The sequence below is a fragment of the Mucilaginibacter agri genome (assembly GCF_009928685.1).
GTDB classification, from domain to species: domain Bacteria; phylum Bacteroidota; class Bacteroidia; order Sphingobacteriales; family Sphingobacteriaceae; genus Mucilaginibacter; species Mucilaginibacter agri.
The window spans coordinates 1-15,426 of sequence record NZ_WWEO01000031.1; the positions used below are offsets into that span (position 1 = coordinate 1).

Below are 15,426 nucleotides of genomic sequence, written 5' to 3' on the forward strand. Positions count from 1 at the left end.
GCGGAATGGACGGGACTCGAACCCGCGACCCCATGCGTGACAGGCATGTATTCTAACCAGCTGAACTACCACTCCTCCCGTTTGGGACTGCAAAGATAGGAATTGGATTTAATTAACAAAATGCTTTAGTGTATTTAGAGAATTTCTTTTTGAAAATAAAAACGGCCCCGATAATATTATCGGGGCCGTTTTTATGTATCGGTCTGTGTATCAGTTAAACACCTAGATCCTGGATAATGGTATCGATCTTGGCATCTAGTTGTTTATCGGTTTCTTTATAGGCTTCTTTGCTGGCCAATTTACCGTTTACACTGCAATAGAATTTAATTTTCGGTTCTGTACCAGAGGGGCGTGCAGATATAATGCTGCCATCTTCGGTAATAAACTGCAATACGTCTGATTTAGGAAAATCCAGTTTGCTAACAGCGCCAGTGTTTAGGTCAGTTTCGGTACCCATTTCGTAGTCTTTAAGTTGGACCACTTTAGAGCCGCCTAATGTAGCAGGTGGGTTAGATCGGAACTTCGCCATCATGGCTTTGATATCCTCGGCGCCGCTCTTACCCTTTTTAGTAATCGAGATCAGCTTTTCTTTAAAGAAACCGTATTGGACATAAGTATCAACCAAAGCTTCGAACAAGCTGCTTCCTTTGTCTTTGTAATAAGCGGTCATTTCGGAAATAAATGCACTCGAAACAACGGCATCTTTATCGCGAACCAGCTCGCCAATTAAATAGCCATAGCTCTCTTCACCACCGCCAATAAAGGTTTCTTTACCTTCCAGTTGGGTCATCAGTTCACCTATGTACTTAAAGCCCGTAAGGGTATTATAAAACTTTACGTTTTTGGCCTTTGCAATCTCTTCAATCAGGTTAGAGGTTACAATGGTTTTAACAATGTATTCTTTACCTGTTAGCTTGCCCGCATCTTCCCATGCTGATAAAAGATAGTTAATTAACATACTTCCGGTTTGGTTACCGTTTAGTAGGATGAATTCGTTGTCTGTGTTTTTAACGGCAATACCCACACGGTCGGCATCGGGGTCTGTAGCTAATACAAGGTCTGCATCAACCTCCTGCGCTTTTTTAAGAGCAAGGGTCAAAGCTTCTTTTTCTTCTGGGTTAGGGTAAACCACTGTAGGGAAGTTACCATCAGGCGTAGTCTGCTCATCTACCAGAATCACGTTCTCGAAGCCGAACATCTCCAATGCTTTTGGCACCAAAGTAATACCAGTACCATGGATTGGAGAGTAAACTATTTTAAGGTCTTTTTGACGTTTGATAGCGTCTTTCGATACAGAAAGCTTCACGATGCTATCCAGGTAAAGCTGGTCTATATCGGCCCCGATTACCTCGATGTTTTCATCTACACGATCAAATTTTACTTCGTCGATGCTTTTAATCGCAGCAACTTCGTCCATCACGGCTTGATCTTCGGGAAATACAAACTGGCCGCCGTCGGCACCGTATGCCTTATAACCATTATATTCTTTCGGGTTGTGCGATGCCGTAAGCATTACACCGCTTTTGCATCCTAATTGACGCACAGCGAATGAAAGCTCGGGCGTAGGGCGTAAAGCCTCGAAGAAATAAACATGGATGCCATTGGCCGAAAATACTTCGGCAGTAATATTAGAAAAAAGGTCGGCATTGTTACGGCTATCGTGCGCAATGGCAACTTTAATCTTTTCGTTAGGGTATTTCTTTTTTAAATAATTGGCAAGGCCTTGAGTAGCCGAACCAATGGTGTATTTATTGATACGGTTTGAACCCGGGCCCATAGTGCCGCGCAGGCCGCCTGTGCCAAACTCCAGATCCCTGTAAAATGAGTCCGTTAGCTCTGTAACTGCATTTTCATCAAGTAACTTTTGAATTTGTTGTTTAACATCGGCATCGTAGCTTCCCTGAAGCCATGAGTTTACTTTTTGAAGAATGGTAGGATCTAAAGTCTGCATTTATGTGATTATTTTATGTTTTACAGTGTGTATCTCAAATATGGTGATAAAAAGTATTTTATATAATAGATGATGATCTATAATGTTTAAAATATTGTACTAAAGTTTAATAAAATGTGTAAAACAGGACTACTTCACATCGCTGTGAAGTTTCTAAACTACCTCCGCGACTACAAAAGTACTACCTCCAACAAATACCAGATCTCCTTTTTTAGCGGCAGCTTGTGCCGCACTTAGTGCCGCTTCTACCGAAGAATAAACCTTGCCATGTAAGCCTGCTTCAATCGCCTGCGTTTTTAATAGCTCTGCATCTAAACCGCGAGGGATATCTGGCCGGCAGAAATAATAGGTAGCATCCTGCGGCAGCATCTGCAATATTTTGCTAATGTCCTTATCATTAACCACCCCGATAACAAAGTGCAAGCGTGTGTAGTTTACCGAGGCGATATTTTTCAATACTTCTCGAATGCCTTCGGGATTATGCCCTGTATCGCAAATGGTTAACGGGTTGATACTTAGCGTTTGCCAGCGGCCTTGTAATCCGGTAATGCCCTGTACATTTTTTAGCGCCCTCCGCAATTGCATATTGCTTATGCTGAAACCTAATTTGTTCAGTGCCTCGGCGGCCGTTAAAACGGTTTTTACATTTTTAAGTTGATAGCTGCCTGTAAGATCGAGTTGATATTCTGTTGTCTGTTGACTTTCAGTTGTCGGTTTACGGCTGTCGGTTATCGGGGTGGCCTCGATAGTGAGATACTTTTCAGTCTTTTCTTTTGCTTCCACATTCCAACGTTCAGATGCAAAGCTTAGGGGGCTTTTATGCTGCTCGGCTTTTTGCTCAAAAACCGGGGCAACCACGGGCTGATATTCGCCGATGATAACCGGAATATTTGGTTTGATAATACCGGCTTTTTCGCCTGCAATTAGTGGCAGTGTATCACCAAGTAAGTTCATGTGATCCCAGCCTATGTTGGTGATAACGGATAGGAGTGGGGTAATTACATTGGTAGAATCCAGCCTACCACCTAAGCCAACTTCTATAATGGCAATGTCTACTTTGTTTTTGGCGAAGTGATCGAAAGCCAAAGCTACCGTCATCTCAAAAAAAGAAGGCTGAATTTTTTCGAAATCCGTTTTATAATCAGCTACAAAATCTACAACATCCTGTTCGGGTATCATTTCACCATTAATGCGGATACGTTCTCTAAAATCGCGCAAATGCGGCGAAGTGTATAGGCCGGTTTTATATCCCGCAGTTTGTAACACAGCCGCCAACATATGCGATGTTGAGCCCTTACCATTAGTGCCACCTATGTGGATGCTCTTGAATTTATGCTGAGGATTATCCAATAGTTCGCACAGAGCCAAAGTGTTAGTCAGATCGGCCTTAAATGCAGAGGTACCAACCCGCGTAAACATAGGGAGTTGGGTGTATAGATAGTCGAGTGTTTGCTGGTAGTTCATATAGTAATGGCAGTGGCTTCAACAGTAGCAGTGGCGAGTGGCAGTAGCTTTATATTAACACCTTGCCTAATGGGCCGTCTTTTATTACAAAATTAGAATAACCGGGACATGATCCGGGAAATAATTTAACAATTAGTCTATTTCTGATAATGACCTCAACTTCTTCCAAAGATTCTTTGTCGTAAGAAAGTTTCCAATTTAAGTTAATGTCGTTCTCATATCCTTCTATAAGAGGGGGGATGTTTTCTTTTATAAATTCCTGTGGATTTAGGAATGGATTTTCTTCGTCTAATACCCATTCGGTTTCTAATGGAGTTGGGCTTTGATTGTAAAGCCAAATGTCTCCAATTATCTCTTCTTTATCAAGTAAGTATGCATAAGCGACTCTACCATCATCTTCTACTATAACGGAATAACGCTCGTTTTCAAGACAGACGATTTTTAGGAAAAATTCGGTCATAAGATAAATTTCGATTAAAAAGTAACGTCATCGCGAGGTACGAAGCAATCCCAAACTGCGCAGATCAACTTTGTAAACAGGGAGGCTTTCGAGTGGCTCAGCCTGATAATCTCTTATAATTCGTAATGGCAGTTTAAATATGTTTTATCATCCTGAACGATAGTGAAGAATCTTACTAGATAGTAAAGTTCACCGTGTACGATGAAGAAGATTCCTTCTTTGTCGAAATGACAAATGGGATATGTTTTATTGCAGCTTAAATATAAATGTAACCTTACCTTGTTGCAAGTCGGGCGCTGAATCCGGAGCGTTTAGTTTGGCATTTTTTACAGCATCTTCACACTTTTGCAGCAAATCCGAATCAGTTATTGTTGTGCCCCGACCGCCCGCCTGGGCATACACTACGTTACCGTTTTTGTCAACCCGGTAATCAACCACAACTTTGCCTACCTGCCGTTTACCATCTGGCTTTACTGGGGTGTTCGTCCAACTGCGTTGCGGTATGCCCGTTCCGCCATTTCCGGAGCCTGTGCCGTCATAATTATCGGCCATGGTGCTGCCGGCAGGTTTGCCCTGGTTGCCTGGAGTGTTGCCGGTACCATCACCTTCGCCGGTGCCGTTATTAGTTTTGCCTTTGTAAAGGGCGTTTTGGTTCACTACCGGTTTAGGCGGAGCCTTTGTTACTTCTTGTTGTGCTTTTACAGTTTCACTCGGTTTTTTATCGTTACTAACTTCTGGAGCGTCTTCTGTATTTTGGGTAACCACCTGCTTGCTGCTATTATCAACCGGTGTAGGGGCGTCAGTTGGTGGGGCAGGGGTTACTTTATCCGGTTTGCTATTGTTGGCGTGTTCGGCTTTAGATGGCTCTTCGGTACTCATGTAATCGTTGCCCATACCTTCGTCAACGGTACCATAGTTTACCAATATACCGCCGGTGCCATCGTCTTGTTTAACGGGCATTTTGAACACCATAAAATAGCACATCGCAATAATAAGCGCCAGTATAATACCTGTTGCTAAAAATGCTTTGGGATAATTATTTTCTTCGTTGCGGTAATCCATCTCCCCACTATTTAGGCTCAGTAGCCAAAACCAGTTTTATATTTAATTTTTGTGCCGTATCCATTACCTGTACCACATTTTGTATTGCTACGGTACGGTCTACATACAATACAATGGTTAATTCGGTAGCAACGTTTTTGTAGCCTGCCAGCGTATTCGAAAGATCAGCCTCAGCGACTTCTTTCTTATCAACATAATACCGCAGATCTTTAGTTACAGAAACGGTAATGGTTTTTTTAGATACCGACTGGCCTGATGATGATTTGGGCAGCATTAGCTTAATCACATTCGGGTTGGTTACTGTTGATGCAATTAAGAAAAACAGCAGCAGGAAGAACATGATATCGTTCATGGCCGAGGTGTGTACCTCTGCAGATGCCCGTTTACCTCTTTTCCTTAAATTCATTTGCTTGGTTCTTCTAACAGGTCAATAAATTCAATAGCGTCGGTTTCTAGTTTCAAAATTACTTTGTCAACCATCATGTTAAGAATGTGGTAGCAGATATATGCTACGATACCCACAAACAAACCGGCCGCAGAAGTTACCATTTTAACGTATAAACCACCCGATATAACACCCATACTGATGTTGTCTGTTTTGGAAATATCATAAAAGATCTTGATTACACCAGCGATGGTACCTAAGAAACCAAACATGGGCGCAATACCGGCTACGATACCGATAATACCGATGTTTTTTTCCAGTTTAGATACTTCGATCTTACCGATGTTTTCGATAGCGCCTTCGATATCTTTAATAGGGCGACCGATACGTAATAAGCCTTTTTGTAACATACGGCCAAGTGGCGTGTTGCTGTTTTTGCAAATAGCGATAGCCGATTCGAGCCTGCCATGCTGAATATTATCGCGCACCTGGTTCATCAGGCTCGATTCGTCTTTCGACGCTTTACGAATAGTGAAGTAGCGTTCGAAGAAAATAACTAACCCTAGTACGGCCAGGATACCGATTGGGATCATTACCCAACCACCTTTTATCAGCAGGTCGCCAAAACGAAGATCTTCCTGCGGAATAGCTGCAGGTGTGGCCGCGGTAGTGTGGCTAATAGAATCAACAATATGGGTAGCGGTATCTGTTAGGAGCATTAATAGCATCATTGTATTTACTTATAGGGTTCTACAGAAATAAATTTGGGTTTCAGTTTTCTTGGTTTTAAAATTTCAATACGTGCAGCATCTGCATCTTTCTTGGTATAACGGTAACCGAAGATGATCTTATATGCAAAGTATTCTTTTCTTTGGACAGAATCTAACAAACGAGCCTGCGGATAGCCCAGAGCTCTATACTTTGCTAAATTGGCAACTGCATTATTATAGTTGTTGAATGAGCCGCCTAAAATAAGCCAGGTATTTTTAGGGATTTCGGCCATTGGGCCAGCATTGGTAACCGGTTTGCCTTGAGCATCAACTGTAGGCTGTACAGGTACTTTAGATACTGAATCCTTAGTAGCAGGAGGTTCGGTACCCAATGGCGGTATACTATCTTTCTGAGCAGTTGTATCCGAATCTATTTTTACCACATTCGATGGGGCCGAGTCCCGGCGCGCAGTTGTTAGCCCCCCTTTAGCCATGTGTGGTTGGTAATATTTATAATAATAAAATATTCCGGCGGCGCCTAAAATAAGCACCACTGCAGCTATGATCCAGTATTTTAAATTGCTTTTGGCTTCCGGATACTCTTCCTCAATGTTTTCCTGGGGCTCAAATACGGGACTTACCGGCGGAATGTTAGCTTCTTGTATCGGTTCTGGTATAATTTCTACCGGAGCAACGGGCTTAGAATTGATGAAGTCTATAGGCGCTTCGTCAATAACAGGCTCTTTTTCCTGTTCGGTGGGAGCATCTACTGTTGGAGTTACCTCTTTCGGATTAACAGGCTGATCAAGATCAATGAGTTTCCGGATGCTTATTGGCGGGTAACCAAATACAGTTGAACTAAAAGTGTTTTCGGCTTCAGTAGTTTTGAAGGCTATTTTGCCAAACTCATCTATATAAAACGAACCCAAGTCGGCGAAATCAAACTCTGCTACCTCGGCGCGTTCGCGGATGGTATCTACGTATTTATCTAAAAAGAAGCGGGCCGAAGCATGTGATATGTTCCGTTTTTCGGCAATGTATGCCAACAGCGATGTATCTTCCGGATCTGTTTTAGAGCCGTCGAAAGTAGTTTCGTAATAGGGCGGATAAAGGGTTCCGCTTTCTTTATCATAATAGCTGCTTTTGCGCAAATGCACAAATTGGCCCAGCCCGGGCACACTTAGCTTGCCCCGCTGTTTAATTAATTCGCTTACGTAATTAGATAAATCCATCCCTATGTTTGGCTTTTAACCGGTTGTCTGCGTATCAGAAACCGAAGCCAACGCCTCCAAATATATTAAATCCGTAATTACGATAGAACAACCATGTCTTATTATTACCATTTAGGAGGTTGTTTGCCTGTAAAAACACCGATATTTTGCGGTTTATTTTATAACTGGCGCCAGCGCTAACATCGGCAAATGACTTAATTGTATATGGTGTTGTTTTCTCCTGATCAGCTAAAGAAAGTGTGTTACTTTGAGCGTAAGGTAAGTCTTTAGTTTCGCCTCGTATTACCAATGCTCCATTAAAATCCAGTTTATCCGTAGCGTGGATAACCGTACCAGCAGTAATATTAAACTTAGGCATGTTCCAGGCTTCGAGTTGGCTGTTCATTTTATAGTCTTTAAACTCGCCTTTACCAAACAGGTCAAAATCGTCAGATGCTTTATAATCTAACTCGCCACGGAAACCGCTTACTTTTGATTTGCCATTATCATAAACGATCTGGAACTGGTTGTTACCATCCGGAAGCAAATTGCTTACAAACAAGGCCATGTCCTTAACCTGGTAGCGGAACACTTCGGCCTTGAAACCTAAGCCCGGCGCAATAGTACCTTTAATACCTGCGGTAAGATCCAACTGGTCAACACTGTTTTTAATATTGATGTCCTGGCCGATGAATGGATTTTGATCAGAAAGGGTTTTTAACGATGTTCTGTTTACATCACCCTTGGCTTCAACATATAAGCGAAGGTATGAAGGGATAACCATCAACTCGGCTTTAGCGGCAGGGAAAATAGATACCCGTGATTTAAACCCAAACTCGGTTACGATGTTAATACCCGCATCAATCTTATAGTTATCACCCTGAAACTTCAAATAGGGGTTAGCACGGAACATGCTATTATTGATGCTATAGGCATTGTCTTTTTGCGAAGCTAGATCTAAAGTACCAGACACACCTGCATAAAACTGCTTAATGGTTTGGTTGATGAAACCTGTGAATACGATATTATTTTCGCGCGCTTTAAACGCGTTGCTAAACAAATAACCTTTAGCTTTTAAAGCGTAATCGAATACACGATCGGTATCTTTATAGTTTTTGGCCAATTCTCCTTCAGCGCCAATGGTGCTGAAATGTTGGTGGGCAGGGTCGGCAGTAATAGGCGTTGGCTGAGGTGCGTAACCATAAAAGTAATTGCTGCCATAGTTGTAGGTAACCCGGCCACTCAGCGTGTTATCTGCGCCAATAGATTTGCCAAATACGCCTACTTCTTCGCGGCTTTGGTTTTGCTTTTCTACATCAGAGCCAGATTGTGCAAAGTGTTTAGCCCAGGCACCAAATTGTAGGGCCTCATCTTTGCCGTTATTTAGATAGGCTTCGGCGAAGGTAGTTTTGAGGTTACCTACACCAACTTTTACCAAACTATTATTGGTTACAGAATCGCGTTCTGCGGCAAGCTTGGCGGCTTCTAATTGCTTAATAGCTGTATTTTGCTCCAATCGTTTATCAAGCGAAGTATAAGTTAACGGCGCTTTGAAAGGGATCTTCTCTTCCAGATCTGGGTTACGGCGAATTTTTACCGCATCAGCCAGTACCGGTTTGTAGCTGGTTGTAATGATGATCTCTTCAGATAACGTAGTGGCTTTATTGTCGGTCGGTGTATTGCTGTTACCAGCTTTCTTAGTGGTATCCTTCGCAGCAGATTTTGCAGCAACATCGCCCAGATTTTTTGCCGCAGTAGTGGTTTTGGGCTTAGCCGTTGTTACCGGTTTTTTAGCAGCCGGCTTGGTAGTGGTTTTAGCTTTGGGCTTTTGCGTGGTTTGCGCATCAGCAGCGGAAAAGCAAGCAACTGATCCTAAAACAAGCAAGCTGAATATATATCTTGATTTCATTAGTTGTTCTCTTTCCTTTTATTAATTGTTTTTCTTTTTGGTAGCAGCCGGTTTGGTGGCTGTAGTATCTGTTTGGGCTTCTGGTATAGCCGGCGATAGTTTTTGCAGCTTTTCTGTTGCAGTAGGGATAATATCGTCGTCTGCTTTATAGTTGTCGAGTACGCTTTGAAGCGTAGCCTTGGCCTGGAAGTTATCCTTCAGCTTCACGTAATTATCTGCTAGTAAGATGAATGCTTTAGCCAACCAGTAATCATAGTTTGGCATTTTGTTCACCAGGTCGAAGCAGGTTTTTTGCGACTCCTTGTATTTGCCTTTATTGTACTCAATTAAAGCCAGGTTATACTTGGCTTCTGCAGCGCTGATTGTTTTAGTGTTTGCCACAGTATAGTTAAACTCTTTAACGGCTGCCGTTGTGTCGGCGTTATCCAGATAAGCCTTACCTGCATACAAGCCTGTTTTAAACTTATCCTCGTCTGATGATTTTTCGTTCGCGCGGATCAGCTTAACGTATTTCAACACGTCGTCGGCCATCTCCATTTGCGAATAGCACAAAATGAGATTGTTGATGGCGAAGTTATAATCGGCTTTGTACTCCGAATTGGTTTCCAACCTTTTCAGGAACACCACTGCCTCGTTATACTTTTTCTGTTTGAGGTAATAGTTGGACATACTGATCAACGATTTCTCAGTATAAGGACTGGTCCAGTCGTTCAGGATCACATTGTAATCTACAACAGCCTCATCGCCACGATTTAAATTAACCAGGGCCTGTGCGCGTATAAACCGCAATTGTTTTTCATAAATCGGCTTAGGGAATTTATCGTAATAAGCGTTAACAGCCGATACGGTACCCTGCCAGTCGCCTTTCAGATAAAGGTTGTTGGCGGCCGTCAACATAATATCCTCTTGCTGCGAGGTAGTATAGTTACCGATAGGCGTGGTGGTGGCGTAACTGATAAACGTTTGCGCGTCGCCTTTATCAGTATAGATCTTTTCTATCTGTTTTAAGGCCTGCTTACCTTCGTCAGTTTGCGGATATTGCTGTACAACCTGTTTGAAGGAAACAACAGCATCATCATCGCGGTTAGCGGTGTAATCAATTAAGCCGATAGACATCAATGCCCGTGGTACGTAGCTACTCTGCGGATACTTTTTGATCATCTCCTGCATTTGAGTTTTGGCTACCTCTCCGTTGTTTTTAACAAAGTTGGTGTAGGCAATTTCGAAGTCGGCGTCATCGGCAAAATCCGAATTAGGGAAACGGCTCAACACATCATTCAACGTGGCGATCTTGGCATCCGGGGCGCCGGTTAGCCCCTGGATCATACCGCGTTGAAACAAGGCGTAATCCTGTCCCGGGCTTTGCTGGGCTATAATACGGTTGTAATATTCGAGCGCCTGGCTGTAGCTTTTCATTACGAAATAACTATCGCCTAAGCGGGCAGTAGCATCATTGGTGGTATTCTGATCCTTTTCCGGGCCTTGTAAAAAACGCTCGAAATAGTTTGCTGCTTTTTTATAAGCCTCATCATTAAATGCCGAATAAGCCAAAGCGTAGTTAGCGTAGTTGTATACGTCGGTTTCGCGTGCAGCCGGCATATCTAAAAACGATTCGAACTTGGTAACCGACTCGCCATACTTGCGAACCTCGTACATCGACTCTGCTTCCCAATAGGTGGTAAGCGCGGTGATCTTATCGTCCATCGGGTACTTTAGCGAGCGGATGAAAATACCAATCGCGTTTTCAAAAGCACGTTCGTTAATAAACTCCAATCCACGGTAATAGCTTACTTTTTGATAAGCAATTTTAGCCGACTCCGAATTATTTGCAATTGGTTCTAATATCTCAACGGCTTCGCGGTAGTTGCGTGAGTTTAGTAATTCTTCACCAAGTAATACTTTAACCTCATCGGTACGCTTGCTGCGCGGGTAGTTTTTAAGATACAGGCGAGTTGCTTCTAAAGCCTGGGTATTAAAATCGAGTTCGTAAGATAGCTTGGCATATTGAAATAGCGCGTCTTCCTGCATTTGCTTATCGAAAGTAAGTTTCGATGCTACGAAATAGGCGTTACGCGCGCTTTGCTTGTTGTTTAATTTCAGGAACACGTCACCTAAAATATAATTACCATTCTGGCTGTAAACGTCGTTGCCATCAACCAGTTTCTCGAGCTCTACAGAAGCCTTTGGGTAGTCCTTAACCTCGTAGTAAGCATAACCCATTTGATAGCTGTCTTGCGTATTTTGCGTTTTGCCCTGATCTTGCGATTTGAAACGGTTGTAGTATTTAACCGTGTTAGGGTAGTCGGCCTTGGCAAAATAAGAAGCAGCAATAATGCGCAGCATTTCGGTTTCGTGCTGCTGATGGGTATTGTTGATGATCGGGATGGCGTACTTTAAAACATCATCATAGCGTTTATCTAAAAAGTAAACGGCGGTAATATAATAAGGGTAGCTGTTCTCGTATTTCTTAGAGTTTTTAAGCTTTTCGAAGTTAACCAGCGCATTATGGTAATCCTTGTTCAGGTAGGCGATATACGCGTAGTAATAGGTAGCATCCTCGGTGTAAGGCGATCTGGTGTTGCGCACATCACCAAATAATTGCTGTGCGTTTTTAGTATCGCCGGTAACAAAATACGCATAGCCTTTACGAAATTTATATTCTGTGTTTTGACTGCCGCTCAGATCGCTCGCTTTTACTTTATCAAACCAGCGTAGTGCATCTGCATAGCTGGCGCGTTTAAAATAAGAGCGGCCGATCTGGAAAAACGCTAACTTGGTAAGTGGATTTTCCGGGTGCTCTTTAATAAAGCGTAGAAACATGCTTTCGGCGTCGTCGTTACCTAGTTCAAGTGCACACAGGGCCTCGTAATATTGAGAGTTCTCTTTAATAAGCGAAACCTCAGATTCAAACTGCGACTGGTTGGTGGTTTTGTACCCTTTTTTTTCCACCTGTCTAAACTGTTCGGCAGCAGCTACATACTGGCCATTTTTAAGTAGTTCGGTGGCTGTTTGGTATGTGTGGTAAACCTGGAACGATGGATTTTGCTGGGCACGGGCTGTTAGGGCAAAACATACGGGAGCCAGTAAAGCAATGTATTTGGGTTTAATCATAAATTGACTTATAACAGTGCTGCAAGCAGCATAAATGCATTTCAAAGGTATATTTCCACAAAGGTGTGAAAATTACTTTCTATAACGAAGTTAAAAAAATGATGGTATAGCGGGTCATAAAAAAACTCAAATCTATGAACATTTACCGCTTGTAATATTGATATACACTATACGTTTATAGTAAGATTTGTCGGGGATGAGTACGCGTTTTAACATAATAATCAGATTCACACTGCCCATAACAATAGGAATCAGTACGTTGTTTTTCAACGCCTTTAAATTAGCTGCGCAATCTGTTCAAGATCCTTTAAATCTGCGGAATACACCTATGAAATTAAATGCAGATGCCTTTTATATTTCGGCAGTGACAGACGAGCGTATCGATAAAAAAAATATTGGCCGGTTAATACCTGTCTCTGCAAACGCAGTTAAAACCGAAGCCGTATCTGTGCCTTTGCAAGGAGGAGGATTAACCGCTGTTGAAAGCTATGTGAAAAAAAACTTGCCTCTGAAGTATGGGCTGAGGCCGGTAGTAGCACGCATGCAAAAGATGTTTATTAATGAAGTTGCTATGCCCGATGGGAGGGTGGATGGCAAGGTTGAGCTATCAATTGCCTTTGACCTCCAAACCGGAGAAGATATATATGTTCATTTGGTAAACTATACTGGTGGGGCGCACTATATCCGAACTTCAACGCAAGCAAATGTTGCAGAACCGGCTTTGCGAAACGCTATAGAAAATGCGATGGCATACATTAACAATTGGATTAATAAGCAAGAAGATGGCAACCCTTTGCTTGCTAGAGAAGTGAAATTGGTATTTACAGATTATATCGAACAACCAGAAACGGATACCATCTACTATTCGCCTAAACGGCCGCTTATCTGGGATGATTTTAAAGACAGGCCACGCAACGGCCGGTTCACCGCAGAAGTAATGCCCGGCCTCGGTTATGCTGAACAAACTTCAATAAATAAGGGGGTTATATATGTAAACCTGGCAATGAAGGTATATTTACCTAAAAGTGCGAGCTGGGTGAACCCGAGTAGCCAAACATCTTATGCTTTAAACCATGAGCAACGACATTTTGATATTGTAAAATTGGGAAGCGAGCGATTTAAAAAGCGAATGCTTAAAGAGAAGCTGCCTGTGCTAAATTATGATGGTTACATCAATGTAGAGTATTTTGAAGCCTTGCGCGAGATAGAACGCTTGCAAAAGCAGTACGATGATGAAACCGCACACGGAACTAATACTTCTGAACAGGAAAGATGGAATAGATTAATTGATAAAGAACTGTCTTCAATTAACAGTTAGGCAGCAGCCTCAGGTCTCAACTGTCTTTGTATTTTTTGAAGCAAAACGTGAATGTCGAATGGTTTAGCCAGGAAGTCGTCAGGGGCACAATCTTGTTTCAAAACATCAGCAATGTTGTGGCTTGCTGATATCATAATAACAGGGATTTTTTGGGTTTTGCCTTGCAGCTTAATGTTTTTGCACAGTTCCCTCCCGTCTGTAGTACCCAACATAATGTCCAGCAAAATAAGATCGGGTTCATTTTGTTGTATCTTATCAAAAAGTAATCTGCCGTCAGAAAGTGTGTCTACCTCGTAACCAGAGTCTTCTAAAATAAATTGTAAAATTTCCAAGATGTCTTTATCGTCATCAACCGCTAATATCCTTGTCATTTCAAGTTCTCGAGTTTAAAAATCCCAAATCCGGCAAATAGATCTGTCAACGTAAGTAGCTAAATAAAAGTTGCCTTTTTGCTACAAGGTTACAAACTAAATGTATATTATACACTTAGCAATTACTGTACCACCTTTTTTGTGGAAGAAATTTTAAACCATGGGTCTTTAAAGTTGTTATGTTTGGCGATCGAATTCAAAAATTAAACAACCATACCTAACAATGAGAAAAACTATCGGATTCATTCTTTTACTGGCGCTAATTTATATTCCTGCTATTAGTCAGCCTAAAAAATTTATTAGTGTAAAAGGCAAACAGATTATTGATGTTAATAACAAACCCTTTCTAATCAAAGGTACCAACCTTGGTAACTGGCTTGTTCCGGAGGGCTACATGTTCAAATTTAAAGACATTAGTTCGCCGAAATTGATCAATGAAGCTTTTAACCAGTTGCTTGGTCCTGAAGAAACTAAAGCCTTTTGGACCAAGTACCTCGACAATTATATTACAGCAGGCGATATTCATTATTTAAAAAGCATTGGTTGCAATTCTATCCGTGTGCCCTTTAACTACCGGATGTTTGCTAATGAAACTTACCTGGGTACAACGGACGCCAATCGCGGATTCCGTCTCCTCGACCGTCTAATAGGCTGGTGTAAAAAAGAAAATCTGTATGTAATACTGGATATGCATTGCGCCCCTGGCGGCCAAACTGGCGACAATATTGATGATGGTGATGGTTATCCGTTTTTGTTTAATAATGCTGCATCGCGTAAGCTAACAGTAGACATCTGGACTAAAATTGCCGCCCGCTATCACGATGAGCCTATCGTATTAGGTTACGATGTGCTGAACGAACCTATTGCGCATTATTTTAACGTAAATGAACTAAACCCGTATCTGGAGCCTATGTATAAAGAAATTGTACAAGGCATACGCACCGTTGATAAAAATCACCTGGTGTTTTTAGGTGGCGCGCAATGGGATAGCAATTTTAAGGTATTTGGTAAACCGTTTGACAACAAGTTGGTGTACACCTTCCACAAATACTGGACTGCCAGCACACAGGACGTGATTCAAGATTACCTCGATTTTAGAGACAAGTACAATGTGCCTATCTATTGCGGTGAAACCGGCGAAAATAAAAATGACTGGGACGAAGCCTTCCGCAAGATGCTGGAAAAAAACAACGTAGGTTGGCATTTTTGGCCCTACAAAAAGATGGACAGCGAAAGCAGTTTCATGACCTTTAACAAACCGGATGGTTATGACGCTATTGTGGAGTACACTGAAAAGAAACGCGAGAGCTTTGAGCAAATTCGCAAAGCAGCGCCCGAAGATAGAAGTGCTATTAAAAAGGCTCTGTATCAAATGATAGAAAACAGCAAGTTTGTTAACAGCCGACCAAACAAAGCTTATTCAGAAGCACTTGGGTTAAAGTAGCAATCCAAAAAAGAACGCACAAAAAAGGAG

Annotated in this window: 12 protein-coding genes and 1 tRNA gene; 2 read left to right on the plus strand and 11 right to left on the minus strand. The window is 42.1% G+C overall.

The annotated features are described in order from the left end of the window. Window position 1: 1 nt before the first annotated feature. The 10 genes from GSY63_RS00910 to GSY63_RS00955 all read right to left on the minus strand — a co-directional run bounded on the left by GSY63_RS00910 (window position 2) and on the right by GSY63_RS00955 (window position 12,263). A tRNA-Asp gene (locus GSY63_RS00910) sits at window positions 2-75 on the minus strand. 139 nt (window positions 76-214) lie between these two features. Beyond that, on the minus strand, window positions 215-1,951 hold the full coding sequence (locus GSY63_RS00915) for a phospho-sugar mutase (protein WP_166583936.1): 1,737 nt from the start codon (window positions 1,949-1,951) through the stop codon (window positions 215-217). A 153-nt stretch (window positions 1,952-2,104) separates the two neighbouring features. Further along, entirely contained in the window at window positions 2,105-3,415 is a 1,311-nt protein-coding gene (locus tag GSY63_RS00920) for a bifunctional folylpolyglutamate synthase/dihydrofolate synthase (protein ID WP_166583937.1), read from the minus strand. Between the two features lie 49 nt (window positions 3,416-3,464). Next, window positions 3,465-3,875, minus strand: a complete 411-nt coding sequence (locus GSY63_RS00925) for a hypothetical protein (protein ID WP_166583938.1) — start codon at window positions 3,873-3,875, stop codon at window positions 3,465-3,467. A 246-nt stretch (window positions 3,876-4,121) separates the two neighbouring features. Continuing rightward, window positions 4,122-4,937 (minus strand): energy transducer TonB family protein, encoded by an 816-nt coding sequence (locus tag GSY63_RS00930; protein WP_166583939.1) that lies wholly within the window; start codon window positions 4,935-4,937, stop codon window positions 4,122-4,124. 7 nt (window positions 4,938-4,944) lie between these two features. Then, complete coding sequence (locus GSY63_RS00935; RefSeq protein WP_166583940.1) at window positions 4,945-5,343, minus strand: ExbD/TolR family protein; 399 nt, start codon at window positions 5,341-5,343, stop codon at window positions 4,945-4,947. Continuing rightward, window positions 5,340-6,050 (minus strand): MotA/TolQ/ExbB proton channel family protein, encoded by a 711-nt coding sequence (locus tag GSY63_RS00940; protein WP_394367167.1) that lies wholly within the window; start codon window positions 6,048-6,050, stop codon window positions 5,340-5,342. Before GSY63_RS00940 ends, GSY63_RS00935 begins: the two co-directional genes overlap by 4 nt. Window positions 6,051-6,058: 8 nt before the next feature. Then, complete coding sequence (locus GSY63_RS00945) at window positions 6,059-7,264, minus strand: hypothetical protein (protein ID WP_166583942.1); 1,206 nt, start codon at window positions 7,262-7,264, stop codon at window positions 6,059-6,061. Between the two features lie 34 nt (window positions 7,265-7,298). Further along, the gene (locus tag GSY63_RS00950) at window positions 7,299-9,152 is read right to left on the minus strand and encodes a TonB-dependent receptor (RefSeq protein ID WP_166583943.1); all 1,854 of its coding nucleotides are present in this window, start codon (window positions 9,150-9,152) and stop codon (window positions 7,299-7,301) included. A 21-nt stretch (window positions 9,153-9,173) separates the two neighbouring features. After that, complete coding sequence (locus GSY63_RS00955; RefSeq protein WP_166583944.1) at window positions 9,174-12,263, minus strand: tetratricopeptide repeat protein; 3,090 nt, start codon at window positions 12,261-12,263, stop codon at window positions 9,174-9,176. Between the two features lie 328 nt (window positions 12,264-12,591). Here GSY63_RS00955 and GSY63_RS00960 point away from each other — a divergent pair, with 328 nt between their 5' ends. Continuing rightward, complete coding sequence (locus tag GSY63_RS00960) at window positions 12,592-13,581, plus strand: hypothetical protein (RefSeq protein ID WP_166583945.1); 990 nt, start codon at window positions 12,592-12,594, stop codon at window positions 13,579-13,581. Here the strand turns inward: GSY63_RS00960 and GSY63_RS00965 are convergent. Further along, on the minus strand, window positions 13,578-13,952 hold the full coding sequence (locus GSY63_RS00965) for a response regulator transcription factor (protein ID WP_166583946.1): 375 nt from the start codon (window positions 13,950-13,952) through the stop codon (window positions 13,578-13,580). The two genes, GSY63_RS00960 and GSY63_RS00965, sit on opposite strands and share 4 nt — an antisense overlap. Window positions 13,953-14,175: 223 nt before the next feature. Here GSY63_RS00965 and GSY63_RS00970 point away from each other — a divergent pair, with 223 nt between their 5' ends. Further along, entirely contained in the window at window positions 14,176-15,396 is a 1,221-nt protein-coding gene (locus GSY63_RS00970) for a glycoside hydrolase family 5 protein (RefSeq protein WP_166583947.1), read from the plus strand. Window positions 15,397-15,426 lie beyond the last annotated feature (30 nt).

Excerpts from the sequence above, each read along its gene's own strand:
- GSY63_RS00945 (WP_166583942.1), bottom strand. The coding sequence starts at position 7,264 with ATGGATTTATCTAATTACGTAAGCGAATTAATTAAACAGCGGGGCAAG.
- GSY63_RS00960 (WP_166583945.1), top strand. The coding sequence starts at position 12,592 with ATGAAATTAAATGCAGATGCCTTTTATATTTCGGCAGTGACAGACGAG.
- GSY63_RS00965 (WP_166583946.1), bottom strand. The coding sequence starts at position 13,952 with ATGACAAGGATATTAGCGGTTGATGACGATAAAGACATCTTGGAAATT.
- GSY63_RS00970 (WP_166583947.1), top strand. The coding sequence starts at position 14,176 with ATGAGAAAAACTATCGGATTCATTCTTTTACTGGCGCTAATTTATATT.
- GSY63_RS00935 (WP_166583940.1), bottom strand. The coding sequence starts at position 5,343 with ATGAATTTAAGGAAAAGAGGTAAACGGGCATCTGCAGAGGTACACACC.
- GSY63_RS00930 (WP_166583939.1), bottom strand. The coding sequence starts at position 4,937 with ATGGATTACCGCAACGAAGAAAATAATTATCCCAAAGCATTTTTAGCA.
- GSY63_RS00915 (WP_166583936.1), bottom strand. The coding sequence starts at position 1,951 with ATGCAGACTTTAGATCCTACCATTCTTCAAAAAGTAAACTCATGGCTT.
- GSY63_RS00925 (WP_166583938.1), bottom strand. The coding sequence starts at position 3,875 with ATGACCGAATTTTTCCTAAAAATCGTCTGTCTTGAAAACGAGCGTTAT.
- GSY63_RS00955 (WP_166583944.1), bottom strand. The coding sequence starts at position 12,263 with ATGATTAAACCCAAATACATTGCTTTACTGGCTCCCGTATGTTTTGCC.
- GSY63_RS00940 (WP_394367167.1), bottom strand. The coding sequence starts at position 6,050 with ATGCTATTAATGCTCCTAACAGATACCGCTACCCATATTGTTGATTCT.
- GSY63_RS00950 (WP_166583943.1), bottom strand. The coding sequence starts at position 9,152 with ATGAAATCAAGATATATATTCAGCTTGCTTGTTTTAGGATCAGTTGCT.
- GSY63_RS00920 (WP_166583937.1), bottom strand. The coding sequence starts at position 3,415 with ATGAACTACCAGCAAACACTCGACTATCTATACACCCAACTCCCTATG.